This is a genomic window from Rhizobium sp. WSM1328, assembly GCF_057653715.1.
This window is the reverse complement of the sequence record NZ_JBYGKO010000003.1, coordinates 680,391-696,831: the sequence shown is the minus strand read 5'-3', so window position 1 is coordinate 696,831 and position 16,441 is coordinate 680,391. Positions and strand designations below refer to the sequence as shown.

Here is a 16,441-nt window from a genome sequence, read left to right as displayed (position 1 = left end):
ACATGGACGGACCCGTTTACGCTCGCCCGGCGATCAGCCTGATCGCGGAAGGGCTAGGCCCTTTCGGGGCGGCTCTTTTCATTGGCGGGAGCACCGGTGCAAGCGACATTGGTCTCCTGCGCCAGCACCAGATCACGACTGTGGTGAACTGCGCCGTCAATCTCGATATCAACTACGTGCAGGCAGACCAGGGAACGGCTGACCTGCGGGCGTCAGGCTACGGAGATATTCGCTACTACAAAATTGGCCTCATCGACGGGGAGGGCAGCCCTGATACGATGATGCTCGGCGCCTATTACATTCTCGACGGCGCTCTGCGCCAGACCATGCCGAAGCGGGAGACCTACCCCTTTCCCGACGGCGGCAATGTGCTCGTCAATTGTCGAAGCGGGCGCAGCCGCTCTGTTTCGCTGGTTGCGCTTTTTCTGCACAAGCAGCAGCCGCATCTCTATCCAAGCCTGGATGACGCCCTCGCCGTCATCCGCGAGCGGCGCGAGCTGCGTCCCGACGAGTGGTTCGAAACGCCAAAGCCGATGCTCTACGGAGCAGCCCAGCGGGCGTCGGAGTGGATCGACATGATCGAAGAACGCAGGCAACGCAATTCATGATGCCCCGATCCTATCCCGAGATTGCCGTCATCGCGGATGCACATTTTCACGACGTCGATGCCGATTTCGGCTTTTCCGGTGTCGGGATCGGCGGTCGCGCCATGACGATGCGCAGTTGGTCGGACACACGCCAGTCAACGCGAGTCTTCAACGAGAGTGCCGGCGCACTCCTTGCGGCGCTTGAACACGTACAGAAACGTGGCATCCGACATGTCGTGCTGCTTGGCGACTACAGTGACGATGGCCAGCGGGCAACGACGGAAAAGCTCGCCGACATTTTGCAACAGCACAGCCGGGAGCATGGAACGGCCTTCTATGCGCTGCCGGGAAATCACGACATATTCGGCCCGCGCGGCCGTCATCACACCAAGCAGTTCCTGACGGAAGGTGGTCAGGCGATCCTCGTCTCGAGCGATGCCGGACTTGCACGCGAGGGTGCTGTCTTCAGCGACAGGATGTATTGCGAAGGATATCCGGATGGGCTTCGCGCGATGGCGAATTTCGGCTATTTCCGCCGGCCGGAATACATCCATTGGGAAAGCCCTTTTGGATTATCAGATGCTCAGGAGGATAGGGTCTACGAGGTGACGTCGCCGGACGGCGTCAATCGCTATCGGCTCATGGACGCATCCTATCTCGTCGAACCAGAGCCTGGCCTCTGGCTGCTGATGATCGACGCAAATGTGTTCGAGCCCCTCGATGGAGCCTTCGCCGATGGTGAGGAGGCAGCCTTCACCGACAGCACCGCCGGCGGCTGGAATGCCATGCTGCGTGCTAAGCCTTTCATCTTTTCATGGGTCAGCGACGTTACGCGCCGGGCACGTCTTCTCGACAAGACCGTGCTCGCCTTTTCTCACTATCCGGCGCTCGATCCCTTCGACGGCGCTTCCGATGCGGAAAAAACGCTCTTCGGTGAGACCAACGTCGTGCGCCGCACGCCCCGGCGGGAAGTCGAAGAGGCGATCCTTTCGGCAGGCTTGCAGGTCCACTTCAGCGGCCATCTGCACGTTGAAGGCGTCACCACGCGAGGTTACGATAGCAGCCATGTGACCAATATTGCTGTCCCGTCGCTCGTCGCATTCCCCCCAGCATTCAAGGTCATACGACCAACTCGACACCATTTGGCCGTCGATACGGTCGGGCTTTCGGCAATCGCTGTCGACCGTGATCTCCTCTCAGGCTATCGGCTTGAAACCAACGGTCGCCATGAGCGCGGCGCCGATGCGCTGTCTGCTGACAGCTACGGCGCCTTTCTCCAGGCCCACAAGCGGGCGCTGGTCGTCCATCGTTACCTGCCGAAGGAATGGCCAGGCGCGTTCGCGGCAGCGATCCTGGAGATGAATGTCGCGCAGGCAGCACAATGCGTAGCAGGGGGCGCCGCAGGGGAAAGTGACTGTCTCGAACTGTCGAGTTCGGCCCAGGCAGAAGATCTTCCGATGATCGATCTGATCGCCGACTGGTATTGCCTGAGACAAGGCGGGCATCTGTCAATCGAGCATATAGAACCCGAACGACTGGCACTCTACCGGTCGCTGACAAATCAGTTCGGTCGCGCGCCCGACGCCTATGATGGATCGCTTCCTAGCTTTCTTGGCGTTTTCCTCGGAGCACTTGGCCTATTCCTGGACCGCGCGGCAAAGGGCAGACCTAACATCGTTGTCCCGCTCGAAAGGGTTCAGCAGGATGTCCCGGCATAGCAGCGCGACATCGAACGACGATAATGTGAGTTGGAATAAAATAGGGGTCTGACGACGCGTTTGGTCGCCATGAATGCCGGAACGCGAAGCCGGCAGAATGCAGCAGGTGTGATATGGAATCGGCTATCGTCAGCATCAATCTTTTCGGCGCGGTCGCTCTGCTTCTGTTTGGTCTAGCCCAGGTCAAGGGCGGCATGACGCGCGCCTTCGGTACGAAACTTCGTGCGGGCCTTGCCAGGAGTACCAGAAGCGGCACCAGATCCCTTTGCGCTGGCTTCATTGCCACTGTTGCTCTGCAAAGTTCTACGGCCACCGCCTTGATGGTTGCCTCCTTCGTCGAGAAAGACCTGATCGTGCCGGCCATGGCACAGATCGTGCTCCTCGGAGCGAACGTCGGCACCGCTGCGACCGCTTGGATCGTCGCCCTCGGCCTCGGCTGGCTCTCGCCATTGTTAATCCTTGCCGGCGCCATCCTGTTACGGGGCCGCTCCACAGCCCGCCAAGGCACGGGTACGGCACTGGTGGGGATCGGCCTCATGCTGCTGTCTTTGCATCTGCTCTCGGGAGCGACCGATCCCATCCGACAATCGCCGGCGCTCAGCCTGTTCATAACTATGCTCGGAAACGCGTGGCCGGTTGCCTTGATCTTTTCGGCCGTTCTGGCGATCCTGGCATCTTCCAGCCTTGCGATTGTCGTTCTTATTCTTTCACTCGCCGCCGGTGGTGGCATCGACACGGGGCTAGTGATCGTGCTCGTCCTTGGCGCCAATCTCGGAGGCGCGGTTCCGCCCGTTCTTGCCACCCTTCGGGCGCCGACGAGCGCCCGAAGGGTTACACTCGGGAACCTCATCGTACGGGCGATCGGCGTTTGCATCGCCCTTCCCCTTGCAGGCTATGGCGCAGACCTTCTGGAACTGTCGCCGCTGCCGCATCAGAATTTCGCAGTCGACGCACATCTCGCCTTCAATGTGCTCGTCGCTCTCGTTGCCTGGCCTTTGTCGCCATACGTCCTGTCACTGATGTCTCGCCTCCTGCCGGAGGAAGAGAAAAATCTTGAGAACAGCTATCTGGACAGCAATGATCTCGCACGTCCGCTCTCCGCTCTCGCCGGGGCAAGCCGCGAGGTCATGGTGGTCGGCGATCTAGTCGAACAAATGCTGTCGCAGGCGGCTGAGGCGATAAACCGAAACGATTCCTCCACTCTTGCCGGAATCGCAATGCTGGAAGGCCGGGTCGATCGGATTCAACACGCGATCAAGGTCTATATATCCAAGCTTGGTCATGATGGCTTGAGCGCAGAAGAACATCGTCGCTCCATGGGCATCGTTGAATATGCCATCAATCTGGAACACATCGGCGACATTATCGAAAAAGGGATACTCCCGGAAATTGCCAAGAAAATCGAACGTGGCCTGCAATTTTCGCCGGATGGGAAAGAAGAAATCTCCGGCCTGTTCGCTGTTACGTTCGACAGCCTAAGGATGGCACAGACGGTTTTTGCAACACAGAACGCCACGCTGGCGCGCCGGCTCGTCGAAATCAAGGAAGACGTGCGCCGGCTCGAAAAGCAATCGGCCCAACGGCACCTGCAGCGCCTGCGCGAAGAGCGGCCCGAAAGCATTCAGACGAGCTCGCTGCACCTCGATATTCTGCGCGACCTGAAACGCATTCATGCCCATATCGCGGCCGTCGCCCATCCGATCCTCAATCAAAGCGGTCTTTTGATTGAAAGCCGAATCCGCCAGGCCAACTAGCGGGCTGTTGTCCTCTCCACCATGAACACCGACACGACTTGAAGCCGGGTCTCTGTCTCGTCGCTGTCGAGCGCCGTCAGAACTTTGTCTGTCAGGTCGTCAAGCGGTTGGGCAACCGTGGTCAACTGGTAGCTCTTCCAGCTCGCCTGAGGTATGTCATCGAAACCGACGACCGACAGATCTTCAGGCACGCGGCGGCCCATTTCCAGGCGGGCTGCATCCAGAAATCCGAGAGCCATGAGGTCGGTGACGCAGAATGCGCCATCAATAGTCTTGTCCGAAAGCAGTTCGCAGGCGGCCTTATAACCGCTGTCATAGGACGTCGGACCACCCGACCAAGCCACGACCTCTATGCCTTCTATCCCCATGCGCTGGCTGAAAGCGTTCGCCCGACGAACTTGTGACGGGGTCTGGCTGCTGCTCGAGACGACGACGACCTTTTTGCAATCGGCTTTGACAAGTCGCATGGCGGCGAGCTCGGCACCGTGGGAATCGTCGCTTAACACCATGCTCGTATCGGTTCTGTCGAGGCGCTGGTTGATCAGGATGAGGCGAACACCGTTGGCGATGCACTCGTCGATGATCGAGGTTGGAGGCTCCCCCGAAAGAACGATGATTGCTTGAGCCCGGAACTCGAACAGAAGTTCGATGAGGGGTGCAATATCCTTGCGTGCATCTGCTGCGTTGAGGAGCAGGCATTGCAGGCCCCGCCGCAACAGACCGATGCTGAGAAGATCAAGCTGCCTGGAAATGAATGGCGAACTGAGATTGGCGCCAACCACACCGATGAGATTGGAGCGCTCGCTCATCAGACCCTGAGCCAGACGGTTGACGCGATAGCCGAGTTCACCGGCGGCTTTGAGGACCTTGCGTCGCACCGATTTCGATACACTTCCGCCATTGAAAGTGCGCGACACGGCCGAGCGCGAAACTCCCGCGCGCTTCGCCACTTCTTCTGCCGTCACAAATGTTTGTGCCATCAATATTTCCACTCGAACCAGGGTCTTTATCAGTGGCCATAAAGTCCCGGTTTTTCCAATCGAATATTTTCAATCGCCTGCCAGTCACGCTTAGCGGCAGCTGACCAATCAGCATCGCCGGCTGCGCAGGATGAGACCTCACACCATATCGCGGCTGGCCGCCATGCATACCTGTTCGAAAGTACATTTTAAATTGATAAAAATATTTAATGAAAACAATTAGATAACATATTGACCGCGCGTGCATTTTCTCGTTGACAAAGGGCACGTTTCAATGGATCATGCGTTCTATAGAAGAGCATAAATGGAATGCTTATTCCGTTGAGGATGCCTTTGACGAGCGCGCCGGGAGGAGCCGGCTCGCTCGCCGGTGCGCGGGCCTTAGAGGCCTGTGGAAAATTGAATTCTTGCTCGCGCTTTTTGCGCGCAGGGGCATCCCGTTCGCGGGAGCCTTCTGTGCATGCCTTCGCTTGGACGACGTCATGCGAGCAAGGAGATGACGATACGGGAGGTACGATGGCTCTTTTTAGCGAGACGATGAAGGCAAAAGCGCCCGCCACGGGTGTTGGTGCAAAGCCATCCGGATGGCAGGTGTGGCGCTATCGGTTCAAGGTCGCGCTGCGCGAGCCAACGACGCTGATCGGTGTCTTGACGGCCCTGCTGTTCACCTACCTGATTGTGGTTCCGATCATCTCGATCGTTCTGGACGCCATACGCGTCCAGTTTGGCAATGAGCGACGGCTCGGCAAACAGGTCGGCGACCTCACCTTCTATTATCTCGATCGGACATTCTTCTCTCCTGTTGCGACCGACCTGTTCTGGCACCCCCTCGTCAATACCTTGACCGTTGCATTTGGTGCCATAGCCCTTTCTCTGGTGATCGGCACCATCCTGGCCTGGTTGATTAGTCGGACTGACATGTTCGGGCGACGCTGGTTTGCGACCGCGTTGATCGTTCCGTACATGCTGCCTGCGTGGACCTTCGCGCTCGCATGGATGACGCTGTTTAAGAACCGGACGATCGGCGGTCAGCCGGGTTGGTTCGAGGCAATGGGCATGACGCCACCGGATTGGGTCGCCTATGGTCGCTTTCCGATCACAATCATTCTTGCCTTGCACTATACGCCCTTCGTCATCCTCCTTTTTGGTTCTGCGCTCCGTCGCTTCGATTCCCAGCTTGAGGATTCCGCCCGTATCCTGGGCGCCCAGCGTTACCAGGTTGCCTTGCAGGTCATTCTGCCTCTGATGCGGCCGGCTCTCCTGTCGGCAATGGTTTTGATCTTCGCCAAGTGCCTGGGCGAGTTCGGCGTTCCCTACGTCCTTGGCCTGCCCGTCAAGTTCGAGGTGCTTTCGACCTCGCTGTTTCGTAGTATCGCCTCGCGCCAGACTGGCGTGGCAGGTGTCGTCGCAGCCTCGATCATGGTGATCGGCATCATAACGCTGATGATCGACGCACGGTTGGTGCGCGAGGCCCGCCGCTTCGTCACAATCGGTTCGAAGGGGTCTATGAACCGCCAAAGCCGCCTGGGTAAAATGCGGCTTCCGGCGACGGGGTTCGCCGCAGCGATCTTCCTTCTCGGTGTCGGACTGCCGCTGCTGACGCTCGCATTGTCTACCGTCATGAAAATTCCGGCGCAGTTCACACTCGACAACTTCACGCTCGACTACTGGATCGGCACCAATCTCGATACGGTCGCGCTGCAGACGGGCATTCTCTTCAGTCCGGATCTCTGGGCAGCGGCCGGAAACACATTGATGATCGTCGGCCTAGCATCCCTGACCTCGGGTATTCTCGGTCTCTTCGTCGGGTATGTCGTCATCCGTACACCGGTCCGCGCGCTGTCGGTCTACCTCCGTCAAGTGACGTTCCTGCCTTATCTCGTGCCGGGTATCGCGTTTGCCGCGGCCTATCTCTCCTTGTTTGCCGTTCCGCGCGGGCCGATGCCGGCGCTTTATGGGACCGTGACCATCCTCGTGCTTGCCCTTATCGCCGATCAGATGCCCTACGCTTCCCGCGCTGGCATCTCCGCAATGACGCAGCTCGGCAAGGATCCGGAAGAGGCCGCCCAGATCGCCGGTGCAGGGTGGTTGCGGCGCATGATCTCGATCGTGATCCCGATCCAGAAGGGCTCCCTGGTGACCGGCGTGCTTCTTCCGTTCATTTCCGGGATCAAGGGCCTCAGCCTCTTCGTGATCCTCGCCGTCCCGAGCACCGACGTTCTGACCACCTATTCGCTCCGGCTTGTCGATTATCACTACACCCAGGCGGCCAATGCCGTCGTCCTGATCATCGCCGGCATTGCCTATTTCGGCACGCTGCTGGCCCAGAAACTCACCCGCACAAATCTTGCAGAAGGACTTGGAAGCTGATGCCTACGATCAACCTGCGCGGTGCGCAAAAAAACTACGGCGTGAATGCAGCAAACGCGGTCTCGGACCTCGATCTCGAAATTCGCGATGGTGAGTTCATGTGCCTTCTCGGCCCCTCCGGCTGCGGCAAGACGACGACCTTGAGGATGATCGCCGGGCTGGAGAACCTGTCTGGAGGTGAAATTCGCGTCGGAGACAGACTGATCGATTCCGTTGCCGAGGGCGTTTTCGTTCCTCCCGAAAAGCGCGAGATGGGTCTCGTCTTTCAGAGCTACGCGCTGTGGCCGCATCTAACGATCGAGCGGAATACCGATTTCGGCCTGCGGCTGCGCAAACTGCCGAAAGCCGAGCGTGAGGCCCGCGTGGAAAAGGTCATGCAGGCGCTCGACATCGCCAAATATCGCGATCGCTATCCCTCGCAGCTTTCCGGCGGCCAGCAGCAGCGCGTTGCGCTTGCGCGCATGCTCGCGGTCAATCCGGGCGTGCTGCTTCTCGATGAGCCTCTGTCCAATCTCGACGCTCGGCTTCGGCTGGAGATGCGCGCCGAACTCAAGCGGCTACACAAGGAGTTCAAGACGACCATCGTTTTCGTGACCCATGACCAATGGGAGGCAATGACGCTTGCGACCACGATCGCCGTCATGAACGAGGGCACGCTCCAACAGATGGGGACGCCCAATGACATCTATGACCGGCCGGCCAATCGTTTCGTCGCGGAGTTCGTCGGCAGCCCGCCGATCAATATCCTGACATTCGGACAGCCGGGTGTCTCCGATATCGCCGACAAGGCTGAAGCCTATTTCTCGGCGCGGTATCCTGCACTCTCCGGCATCGGCTCGGTCGGCATCCGGCCGGAGGCGATCGGGTATGTCTTGAAGCTCGAGGACATACCGCAAGGTGATTTTTTCGGCGAGATGACCGTCACTGGCGTCCTGCCGACCGGTGGCAGTTGGATCCTCGAATTGCGGAGCGACAACCATACGCTGTTTCTCACGACCCACGCGCTGCCGCGTATCGACGCCGGGGAGCGCGTGTTTTTCCACGCACCACCTGAGGCCCTGCATGTTTTCGATGCACGCGGAGAGCGAATTACGGAGTCAGATACGCTGCTGAGGAGCGGCGTCTACAACTGACACCCGCGCAACCAAGAATAGCTTACTGAAGGAGGAGCAGTAATGAAGAGAAACCTGATCGGCGGCATGGGCCGCGTGTTGTGTGCGACTGCCGTTGCGATGGCTTTGGGAGGTGCGGCAAGCGCCGAGGAGTCGTTCGACCTTGATGCGTTGATCGCGGCTGCCAAGAAGGAAAAGCCGATTACGGTCTATGACAGCACCGGCAAGATCGTCGAAATGGCGAAGAATTTTGCCGCGAAATATGGCCTGTCGGCAGAAGGCTCCAAGGTCAAGGCGTCGGCGCAGCTGGAGATGATCATCCGCGAGGCCCGCGCAAACAACATACAGGGCGACGTGTCGATCGTCAGCGACGCTCCGGCTGCCATGGCCCAGCTGATCCCGCAGGGCTTTGCCGAAAGCTGGCTGCCGCCGGACCTGGCCAAGAACATCCCTGCCGAATATCAGGATCCACTGACGGTCGTCACGAGCGCGAACGTGTGGTCCTATAATACGGCGCTGTTCGACAAATGCCCTGTCGACAACATTTGGGAACTGACCGAGCCGAAATGGAAAGGCAAGGTTGCGATGCAGGATCCGCTCGGAAAAGCGTCCTATGTCGACTGGTTCAACCAGATGGCAAAACATGGCGACGACAAGGTTGCTGCGGCCTACAAGGAGCGATACGGCAAGGATCTTCAGACGGATGAGGCAAGCGCGACCGCAGCATGGGTCAAGGCGCTGGCCGCCAATGCGCCGCTCCTGACCGATGCCGACGCCGCCGCTGCGGACGCCGTCGGCGCCCCCGGGCAGTCTCAGCCCTTCATGGGGCTCATCAGCTCGGCCAAGTTTCGCGATAACGCCGATAGCGGCATGAAGCTCGGCCTTTGCAAGGACCTCAAGCCATGGCTCGGCTGGCTTTATCCCGGCGTAGGCCTGATCACGAAGGGTACCGACAGCCCGAATGCCGCTAGGCTTTTCATCCACTACGTCATGACCGCCGAGGGCATCGCACCGCAGGCTATCGACGGCAAGATGTCGACGAACAAGGATGTCAGCCTTCCCGCCGATGAGCCATCCGGGATCGGCGCGGCTCTAGACCAGTTGCTGCCATACCAGATGGCGACCAGTCTTGACGACTGGGATGCCCGCGAAACGTGGCAGGACTTCTGGCGGATGAACTATCAGAAATAACGAGCCGACCAGGGAGGCATATCATGGCCCATTCGAACCAGACAAGATCGGCATGGCGAGGCTTGCTCGCCGGGACTGCGGTGCTCGTCTTCGCGTCCGCCCTTTCGGCCGCGGCCTATGCCGAAGACACGTTCGATCTTAACGCGCTGATAGACGCTGCAAAAAAAGAACCACCCATCACGGTTTATGCAGTCACCGGCAAGATCGTCGATACCGCCCAGGCCTTCACGAAGAAATATGGCGTGCAGGCGAGCGGCAGGAAGGTCAATGAGGCGACGCAGGTCGAATTGTTGATCCGCGAGCGGCAGTCAGGAAATGTCGTCGGCGACGTCAGTGTGGCAACCGACGTCGCCGCGGCAGTGGGCGAGCTTCTGCCGGAAGGCGTGGTGACAAGCTGGGCGCCGCCGGATCTTCAACAGGATATTCCAGAAAGGCTGCGCAACCCCTTGGTCGTCGCCTCTGATGCGCATGTCTGGACCTACAATACCGAGAAATACGACAAATGCCCGGTGACCAACATCTGGCAACTGACCGAGCCGCAATGGAAGGGCAAGCTCGCCATGCTCGATCTGTTCGACAAGCCGCTCTATGCGGATTGGTTCAACCAGATCGAGATGCATCACGACGTGGATGTCGCCAAGGCCTATGAAGCGCTCTACGGCAAGAAGCTCGACACGAGCAGCCAGAGCGCGACAGCGGCCTGGGTCAAGGCGTTTGCCCAGAACGGACCGCTTCTGTCGGACTCCACCACTGTTGCCGATGCCGCCGGGGCGCCTGGCCAGTCCGACCCTTTCTTCGTGATCACATCGACGGCGAAGTATCGCGACAATGAGGCCAAGGGCCTGAAACTCGGCCTATGCACCGGGGTCCAGCCTTTTTCGGGTTTCCTCTATCCTGGCTTCGGTTTGATCGCCACGCAGACCAAGAGCCCCAACGCGGCAAAGCTCTTTGTCCGTTATCTGATGACCGAAGAGGGAATTGCCCCGCAGACGGTGGATGGAAAGATCTCCGGGAATTCGGCGATTAGCTTGCCGTCCGATGAGCCGTCGGGCATTGCCGCCCATCTCGATGAGCTCATGGCATTCGATGCGTCCACCGCAGCCGCGGATCTCGACAAGCGCGAGGGGTGGCAGGACTTCTGGCGCATGAACTACAAGAAATAAGCCGTAGCAGCCTTTGGCGATCTCCTGGGAGGGAACGATGAATAGAAATGCCAAGATTTCAGTCGCGGCGATCGCCGCCATGGCGACAGCGGTTTTTGCTGTTCCGGCAGTCGCTGGCGATACGGCCGATATCAAAGCTTTGGTCAATGCGGCCAAAGGCGAAAAGCCGATCAATGTCTATGACAGCACCGGCAAGATCGTTGAGATGGCCGAAAACTTCAGCGCCAAATACGGTTTGAAGGCGACGGGCATGAAGGTTTCGGCCAACAGCCAGCTCGAGATGATCATACGAGAAAGTCAATCCAACAACGTTCAGGGCGACGTGGTGTTGATCACCGATGCTCCGGCGGCGTTGGCACAGTTGCTGCCGCAAAAGTTCGTCGAAAACTACCTCCCTGCGGACATGGCCTCCAAGATCCCCAAGCAGTTCCAGAATCCTCTGGCGATCTCGAGCAATGCAAACGTATGGGCCTACAACACCGAGGCCTATGACAAATGCCCCGTGGCCAACATCTGGGAGCTGACGGAGCCGAAGTGGAAAGGCAAGGTTGCAATCATCGACCCCCTGACGAAGGGCAATTACACGGACTGGTTCAATCAACTCGATGCCCACGGCAGCGATGCGGTTGCTGCCGCCTATAAGGCGCATTTCGGCAAGGAGCTGCAGACTGATGAAAAGAGCGCTGCTGCCGCCTGGATCAGGGCCCTGGCTCAGAATGCCCCGCTGGCAACAGATAGCGACGACCGGATATCGGAAGCCGTGGGCGCACCAGGTCAGAAGGAACCGTTCTTCGGCCTGTTGAGCTCTGCGAAATTCCGAGACAACGAAGACAAGGGTTACAAGCTCGGCATCTGCACCACGCTCGATCCCTGGGTCGGCTGGAACTATATCAAACTCGGCCTGATCGCCGCCAAGTCGCAAAGCCCGAATACGGCAAAGCTCTTCATCCATTATATCCTGACCGAGGAGGGCATCGCGCCGCAGATGAAGGACGGCAAACTGCCGACCAATAGCGACGTCAGGATGCCGGACGACGAGCCTTCCGGCCTGATGAAGGTCGCCGACAAGCTGCAGGCCTATGACACGTCCACCGGTCTGGATGATTTCGACCGGCGCGAGGAATGGCAGGATTTCTGGCGTGTAAACTACACGAAGTAAGCAATTCCGACGTGAAGCGCGGGAACCTGTTCCCATATGACAGACTGGACATGCCGATGCAAAACCCCACTCGCGTCAACCCGAGCCCCGACAATGAAGACGCGCTTAAGCGATCCCGCAGGTTGATGGAAATCGCCAAAGGCGCGGCGGTAGCCGTACGCGAGCCTCTGCTGCAAGCCTTCCGATCCAATATAGACGTTGACTACAAGGTCGATCTCCACGATGTCGTCACCATCCACGATAAGCGTGCCGAGGCGACGATCCGGGCTTATATTCTCAAGCATGAGCCCAATTCGGCGATCATGGGAGAGGAGGGCGGACAGACGGGCAGTGGGGGTATTCAGTGGTATGTCGATCCAATCGACGGAACGGCGAACTTTGCCCGTGGCCTGGCATTCTGGTGTGTATCGATCGCCGCCGTCATCGGTGGGGAGGTTGTTGCCGGCGCGATCTTCGATCCAGTTTCCGGAATGATGTTCACGGCAGATCTTGCGGGCGCCGATCTGAACGATCGTCCGCTGCGGTCGCGTGCGGTTGCAGAGGAAGCGCATGCGACGCTGATCACCGGCTATCCGGTGGCGCGGGATTTCCGGCTCGACGGTCGCGAGATCGCACTCGCCAATATGGGTGAACTGGTCGAGACCTTTTCGACGTTGCGTCGTCCCGGAAGCGCCGCTCTCAGCATAGCGCATGTCGCCGCCGGATGGGTGGATGCTGCCGCCGGATTTGGCGTCAACGCGTGGGACGTTGCCGCAGCCACGCTGATCCTGAAGAATGCAGGCGGACGATACGAACCGTTGACCCTCGGCAAGGTTCCCGTAGGGGCGGCCGATTTCCTTTGTCCTGGTTACGTCGCTACAGGCGAGGGCGCGCACTACCCGACATTGGAGCGGGTGGCACGGTCCATCTGCGAAAACAGGGCAGCCAGGGCGGCTGCCTAGCAGGATCACCGGCGGCGACGCATCAGTCGATGCGCAGCCTGCCATCAACCATCACTTTTTGAACGCCGCCTGCCTCAGGGGTAGCTGCCGTGGAGACGACACATGCAGAAATCTGAAGCCGCGATTGGACAGGCCGAGAGACACCTGCCCAAACTGAGCCGCATCTATCAATCGCACCCGTTTTACGGCGTCGATATTTTCATATCGGGAAAGGAGGGGGCAAGCGACCTCGGCCTTCTGCGCCGAAACGGCATCACGACGGTAGTCAACTGCGCCGTCAACCTCGACTTCAATTTCGTGCAGCAGGACAAGATCGTCTCGGATCATGAGGGCAGCGTCTATGGGCCGGGGGAGATTCGCTATTACAAGGTGGGCCTCATAGACGGCGCCGGAAATCCGGATACCCAGATGGTTGCCGCCCACTATATCCTTCGTGCAGCGCTTGAACAGATCCTGCCTGACAAACCGTCCTATCCGCTTCGCGAACGTGGCAGCGTTCTCGTCAATTGTCGTGGTGGCCGTTCTCGTTCAGTCGCAGTCGTAGCGCTCTTCCTGCATCTCACGTTGCCAAATGAGTTTCCAACACTGGACGACGCGATCGATTTCGTTCGTCGAAAGCGAGAGTTGCCTGTCGATGAATATTATAAAGCGCCGAAGCCAGTTCTCGCAGAAGCCGCACGGCGGGCGGCTGGGTGGATACGGACGATTGATGCCGCAAAATAGGCTTCGTCTGGCAAGGCTAATGGTTCCAATGCGGTATCGAGCGATATGATAACGAAACGTCAAACTTCCAACAGCCAACCCAAGAACTTGCGCGATCTGAAAAACATGATCGCGGCACGGGTGGTCGTGTTCAACGGGCAGTCGGAACGCGTCATTCGTATCGCGCTCGAAAAACCGGAGTTGATTGCCTTCGGGACATTACAGTCAATCGCCACCGAATGTTCGGTTGCCCCGACGACTATAGTCAGAGTTGCCCGCCTCGCCGGGTTTGCAAACTTCGCGGATTTCAAGGCAATGTATCGGCTACACCTCAGGGGGATTGGGCCCGGGGCAGAGAGCCCGCGCCCCGGTCCTACCGCGCTATTCTAATCCGGACGGCTTGCCGCGCTCAGTCGACATGCTTTTCGCGTAATGTTCAACAGCAAGCCGGTGGATTAGTCTTAACTTCGCTACTGATGTGGTGCGGTCATCGGAGCAGATCTCTTCTAGACCTTCGATGGCAATTCGCGGATCAAGGGTTCGGTCCGATCAAGGCGGTTAATTTTGCATCCGTCAAGCAAAGGCCGTCTTCCCCATGGGAGTTTCAAGCTGAGCGGCGGCGACGCTGCGAATTCTCCGGATGCTGCTCACTCACCGCCGGTTCAAGAAAAAGTTCAAGAATTTCGCGGCCGCCTCGCGATCTTTCGAACCCGAGATTTACCCGTTGCCTTCATATCCTTTGGAACCGATGGCCGCATCCTGGCCGGGTTTGAGAGGGATGCGCTCGATTTCGTTGCTCTGCGTCTTAATAGCTGGTTGAGCGAGAACATCGATGACCTAATCTGCTCGCCTGCGGCGTCATGTGAGCGTCTCTCGCCGCGAATTCCCGCAGGATAAAAGACGCTCCGTGGCAGGCAGGTGGGTCGATGGCGCCTCTCGTCGACCATCATGTAAAGGTTGTTCGCCCCTTCGCCACGTCAGACTTTACTCCGCCTGGCAAGCTGATAGAACGAGCGCCCGCGGAAATCGCCCGGACCCGGGCAGTGCGTTGGAACTATGAAACTGTTTTGTACGTTTTTCGGCCGCCAAAAGGAGTTTTAACGACATGAACATGGCCTCGAAGATTGTGAAATCCCTTGTTGCTCTGTCCGTCGGCGGCTTGCTTGCGGAAGCTCGCGCGGCTCGCGGCTATTCGCTGGATGACGTTGCAGAAACCACTGGTCTGACTGTGGCCGAAGTGACAGCTCTGGAGAACGACACGGATTTCGACGCGTCAAGGATACGAAGGACCGCGGCCGCTCTAGGGGTTTTAGACAAGATTTGAGACGTGCGTCGCGCACTACACAGCTTTTTCACGGCAGCGTCTTATCTGTTGACCCGCAGAGACTGTGTCTCCGATTTAGCAGAACCCGTTCAACTTGAGGATTTTATGGGCGTCGATTGCCGCTTGGAGCTCAGCTTCCGAGTTTCGATCTCCTCGGTTGGCGTCTGGATGATGTAGCTTGAGCATCTGCTTATAGCGGCGCCTGATCTCCTCGGGCGCCGCGCCCTGCGAAAGGCCGAGCGTTTCGAAGGCTTTCGCTTCCAATACCTTGAGCTTACGTCGCTGGAGATCAGCTTTCGTTGCTTGATGTTGGGCAGCACTCTTGCGTGCATTAAGGGCTTTTGCCGTGCCCGAGCGGACGGTCGAAGGAAGCGGCATCTCTGTCGCATGATCAACGCGGGTACCCCACGTCTTACGGGCGCCGCTTGCTGCCTCACTCTGATAGCGGGCGGTCACCGGATCGGACAGATTGCTCGCGAAATTATATCCCTTATTGTATTCTCTCGCATGTTGCGGGCAGAACAGCAGGTACAAACCCTCCGCATCTCGCCCAACGGGCGCACGATTGGTGCCGCCGCTTTCGCAACCGTCCCACTGGCATTTCGACTGGGAAGGCTCGGTGGGAAGAGCTGATTTTTTGCCCGTTGGCCTCAGGCCGACGAAAATTTTCGAATCAAACGTCATCGCGCGTTATATGGTGGTCTTCATCGAAGCGGCAAGCTGCCACGAAGCCTGTCGGCCCGATGCCGCTCATCGGCCGCACGCAAAAGAGCATCCCGAAGCTCAACGCTATCGATCCATTCGCCTACCTGACCGGCTCGCTCACCGCTATCGTCAGCGGCCCCAAACATTCTCGGATTACCGAGTTGTTGTCATGGACAAATCAAAACGACGCCATTGCTTGATGCCATAAGTCCGCGGTTCACTCGCTCTCGACGAACATGAGATGGAACTACAGAGGCTGAACTGTGACGAGACAACATTCCGATACAGTTCCGAGGGTGAGCGATGTGGATCAATGCGCCACGACAGTGAGAGCTGTTATGCCTGCCTCTTCGGCCGCGCGCAAAAGCGCTTCGCGAAATTGTTCCGGAGGAATCTGCCCACTGATTGCATCGACACAAGCTTTCACGGCGGCGACATATTCCTCGCCGTCATCGGATGGCCAGTCCCTAATCAGGATATCCGCGGCATCGCCGAGCGTCCGGACGATCTTATGCGTGGCCGGGCCGCGTAGAGCTAGTCCGACCGGCTTGAATGCCGACGATGTGTTCCAGCACATTGTCCTCGACCCCTCAAGGTTATGGATACTGCAGTCCCCCCACTGCAGCATACGCGCCTATTCTAAAATTAGGAATTCAAGACTGAATGATCGATGACTGCGTTGACGCAAGCAGGGAGTTCCAAGATCTCGGCAGTTCTTGATCACCGGCTGAACGA

14 protein-coding genes and 1 pseudogene are annotated in these 16,441 nt (G+C 58.5%); 12 read left to right on the top strand and 3 right to left on the bottom strand.

Going from position 1 to position 16,441, the window contains the following annotated elements; translation table 11 throughout:
• The first annotated feature begins 2 nt into the window (after positions 1 to 2).
• The 3 genes from AC2444_RS30970 (at position 3) to AC2444_RS30960 (ending at position 4,059) form a co-directional block, all read left to right on the top strand.
• Complete coding sequence (locus AC2444_RS30970; RefSeq protein ID WP_128450443.1) at positions 3 to 608, top strand: dual specificity protein phosphatase family protein; 606 nt, start codon at positions 3 to 5, stop codon at positions 606 to 608.
• Complete coding sequence (locus AC2444_RS30965) at positions 605 to 2,305, top strand: metallophosphoesterase family protein (protein WP_128450444.1); 1,701 nt, start codon at positions 605 to 607, stop codon at positions 2,303 to 2,305. Before AC2444_RS30970 ends, AC2444_RS30965 begins: the two co-directional genes overlap by 4 nt.
• A gap of 113 nt (positions 2,306 to 2,418) precedes the next feature.
• Complete coding sequence (locus tag AC2444_RS30960) at positions 2,419 to 4,059, top strand: Na/Pi cotransporter family protein (RefSeq protein WP_128407558.1); 1,641 nt, start codon at positions 2,419 to 2,421, stop codon at positions 4,057 to 4,059.
• Here the strand turns inward: AC2444_RS30960 and AC2444_RS30955 are convergent.
• Positions 4,056 to 5,039 carry a LacI family DNA-binding transcriptional regulator gene (locus AC2444_RS30955; protein ID WP_097624466.1) on the bottom strand — a complete coding sequence of 328 codons (984 nt, stop codon included), beginning with the start codon at positions 5,037 to 5,039 and terminating at the stop codon, positions 4,056 to 4,058. The two genes, AC2444_RS30960 and AC2444_RS30955, sit on opposite strands and share 4 nt — an antisense overlap.
• A gap of 516 nt (positions 5,040 to 5,555) precedes the next feature.
• On the opposite strand from AC2444_RS30955, the gene AC2444_RS30950 reads away from it, so the two are divergent.
• The 8 genes from AC2444_RS30950 to AC2444_RS30915 all read left to right on the top strand — a co-directional run bounded on the left by AC2444_RS30950 (position 5,556) and on the right by AC2444_RS30915 (position 15,001).
• Positions 5,556 to 7,409, top strand: a complete 1,854-nt coding sequence (locus tag AC2444_RS30950; RefSeq protein WP_113548585.1) for an ABC transporter permease — start codon at positions 5,556 to 5,558, stop codon at positions 7,407 to 7,409.
• The gene (locus AC2444_RS30945; RefSeq protein WP_128450445.1) at positions 7,409 to 8,542 is read left to right on the top strand and encodes an ABC transporter ATP-binding protein; all 1,134 of its coding nucleotides are present in this window, start codon (positions 7,409 to 7,411) and stop codon (positions 8,540 to 8,542) included. Before AC2444_RS30950 ends, AC2444_RS30945 begins: the two co-directional genes overlap by 1 nt.
• Positions 8,543 to 8,584: 42 nt before the next feature.
• Positions 8,585 to 9,712 (top strand): ABC transporter substrate-binding protein, encoded by a 1,128-nt coding sequence (locus tag AC2444_RS30940; RefSeq protein ID WP_097624469.1) that lies wholly within the window; start codon positions 8,585 to 8,587, stop codon positions 9,710 to 9,712.
• 23 nt (positions 9,713 to 9,735) lie between these two features.
• Positions 9,736 to 10,875: an ABC transporter substrate-binding protein gene (locus AC2444_RS30935; RefSeq protein WP_128450446.1), complete on the top strand. Its 1,140-nt coding sequence runs from the start codon at positions 9,736 to 9,738 to the stop codon at positions 10,873 to 10,875.
• 37 nt (positions 10,876 to 10,912) lie between these two features.
• Positions 10,913 to 12,034, top strand: a complete 1,122-nt coding sequence (locus AC2444_RS30930; RefSeq protein WP_128450447.1) for an ABC transporter substrate-binding protein — start codon at positions 10,913 to 10,915, stop codon at positions 12,032 to 12,034.
• 56 nt (positions 12,035 to 12,090) lie between these two features.
• A complete protein-coding gene (locus tag AC2444_RS30925; protein WP_128407563.1) occupies positions 12,091 to 12,975 on the top strand; it encodes an inositol monophosphatase family protein in 885 nt (294 codons plus the stop codon).
• Between the two features lie 102 nt (positions 12,976 to 13,077).
• Entirely contained in the window at positions 13,078 to 13,698 is a 621-nt protein-coding gene (locus AC2444_RS30920) for a dual specificity protein phosphatase family protein (RefSeq protein ID WP_017997265.1), read from the top strand.
• A gap of 1,084 nt (positions 13,699 to 14,782) precedes the next feature.
• Positions 14,783 to 15,001, top strand: a complete 219-nt coding sequence (locus AC2444_RS30915; protein WP_128449644.1) for a helix-turn-helix domain-containing protein — start codon at positions 14,783 to 14,785, stop codon at positions 14,999 to 15,001.
• 75 nt (positions 15,002 to 15,076) lie between these two features.
• On the opposite strand, the gene AC2444_RS30910 is transcribed toward AC2444_RS30915, so the two are convergent.
• Complete coding sequence (locus AC2444_RS30910) at positions 15,077 to 15,685, bottom strand: J domain-containing protein (protein WP_128449641.1); 609 nt, start codon at positions 15,683 to 15,685, stop codon at positions 15,077 to 15,079.
• Between the two features lie 95 nt (positions 15,686 to 15,780).
• Between AC2444_RS30910 and AC2444_RS30905 the strand changes: the two are divergent.
• A pseudogene (locus AC2444_RS30905) lies at positions 15,781 to 15,906 on the top strand (transposase domain-containing protein); the annotation flags it as partial.
• 110 nt (positions 15,907 to 16,016) lie between these two features.
• Here the strand turns inward: AC2444_RS30905 and AC2444_RS30900 are convergent.
• Positions 16,017 to 16,283, bottom strand: coding sequence for a DUF982 domain-containing protein (locus AC2444_RS30900; RefSeq protein ID WP_012759978.1), 267 nt, complete (start codon positions 16,281 to 16,283; stop codon positions 16,017 to 16,019).
• Between the last annotated feature and the right edge of the window lie 158 nt (positions 16,284 to 16,441).

Bases quoted from the DNA above. Each gene is read 5' to 3' on its own strand.
- AC2444_RS30965 (WP_128450444.1), top strand. From the start codon at position 605: ATGATGCCCCGATCCTATCCCGAGATTGCCGTCATCGCGGATGCACAT.
- AC2444_RS30900 (WP_012759978.1), bottom strand. From the start codon at position 16,283: ATGTGCTGGAACACATCGTCGGCATTCAAGCCGGTCGGACTAGCTCTA.
- AC2444_RS30950 (WP_113548585.1), top strand. From the start codon at position 5,556: ATGGCTCTTTTTAGCGAGACGATGAAGGCAAAAGCGCCCGCCACGGGT.
- AC2444_RS30920 (WP_017997265.1), top strand. From the start codon at position 13,078: ATGCAGAAATCTGAAGCCGCGATTGGACAGGCCGAGAGACACCTGCCC.
- AC2444_RS30930 (WP_128450447.1), top strand. From the start codon at position 10,913: ATGAATAGAAATGCCAAGATTTCAGTCGCGGCGATCGCCGCCATGGCG.
- AC2444_RS30970 (WP_128450443.1), top strand. From the start codon at position 3: ATGGACGGACCCGTTTACGCTCGCCCGGCGATCAGCCTGATCGCGGAA.
- AC2444_RS30945 (WP_128450445.1), top strand. From the start codon at position 7,409: ATGCCTACGATCAACCTGCGCGGTGCGCAAAAAAACTACGGCGTGAAT.
- AC2444_RS30925 (WP_128407563.1), top strand. From the start codon at position 12,091: ATGCAAAACCCCACTCGCGTCAACCCGAGCCCCGACAATGAAGACGCG.
- AC2444_RS30940 (WP_097624469.1), top strand. From the start codon at position 8,585: ATGAAGAGAAACCTGATCGGCGGCATGGGCCGCGTGTTGTGTGCGACT.
- AC2444_RS30955 (WP_097624466.1), bottom strand. From the start codon at position 5,039: ATGGCACAAACATTTGTGACGGCAGAAGAAGTGGCGAAGCGCGCGGGA.
- AC2444_RS30935 (WP_128450446.1), top strand. From the start codon at position 9,736: ATGGCCCATTCGAACCAGACAAGATCGGCATGGCGAGGCTTGCTCGCC.
- AC2444_RS30915 (WP_128449644.1), top strand. From the start codon at position 14,783: ATGAACATGGCCTCGAAGATTGTGAAATCCCTTGTTGCTCTGTCCGTC.
- AC2444_RS30960 (WP_128407558.1), top strand. From the start codon at position 2,419: ATGGAATCGGCTATCGTCAGCATCAATCTTTTCGGCGCGGTCGCTCTG.
- AC2444_RS30910 (WP_128449641.1), bottom strand. From the start codon at position 15,685: ATGACGTTTGATTCGAAAATTTTCGTCGGCCTGAGGCCAACGGGCAAA.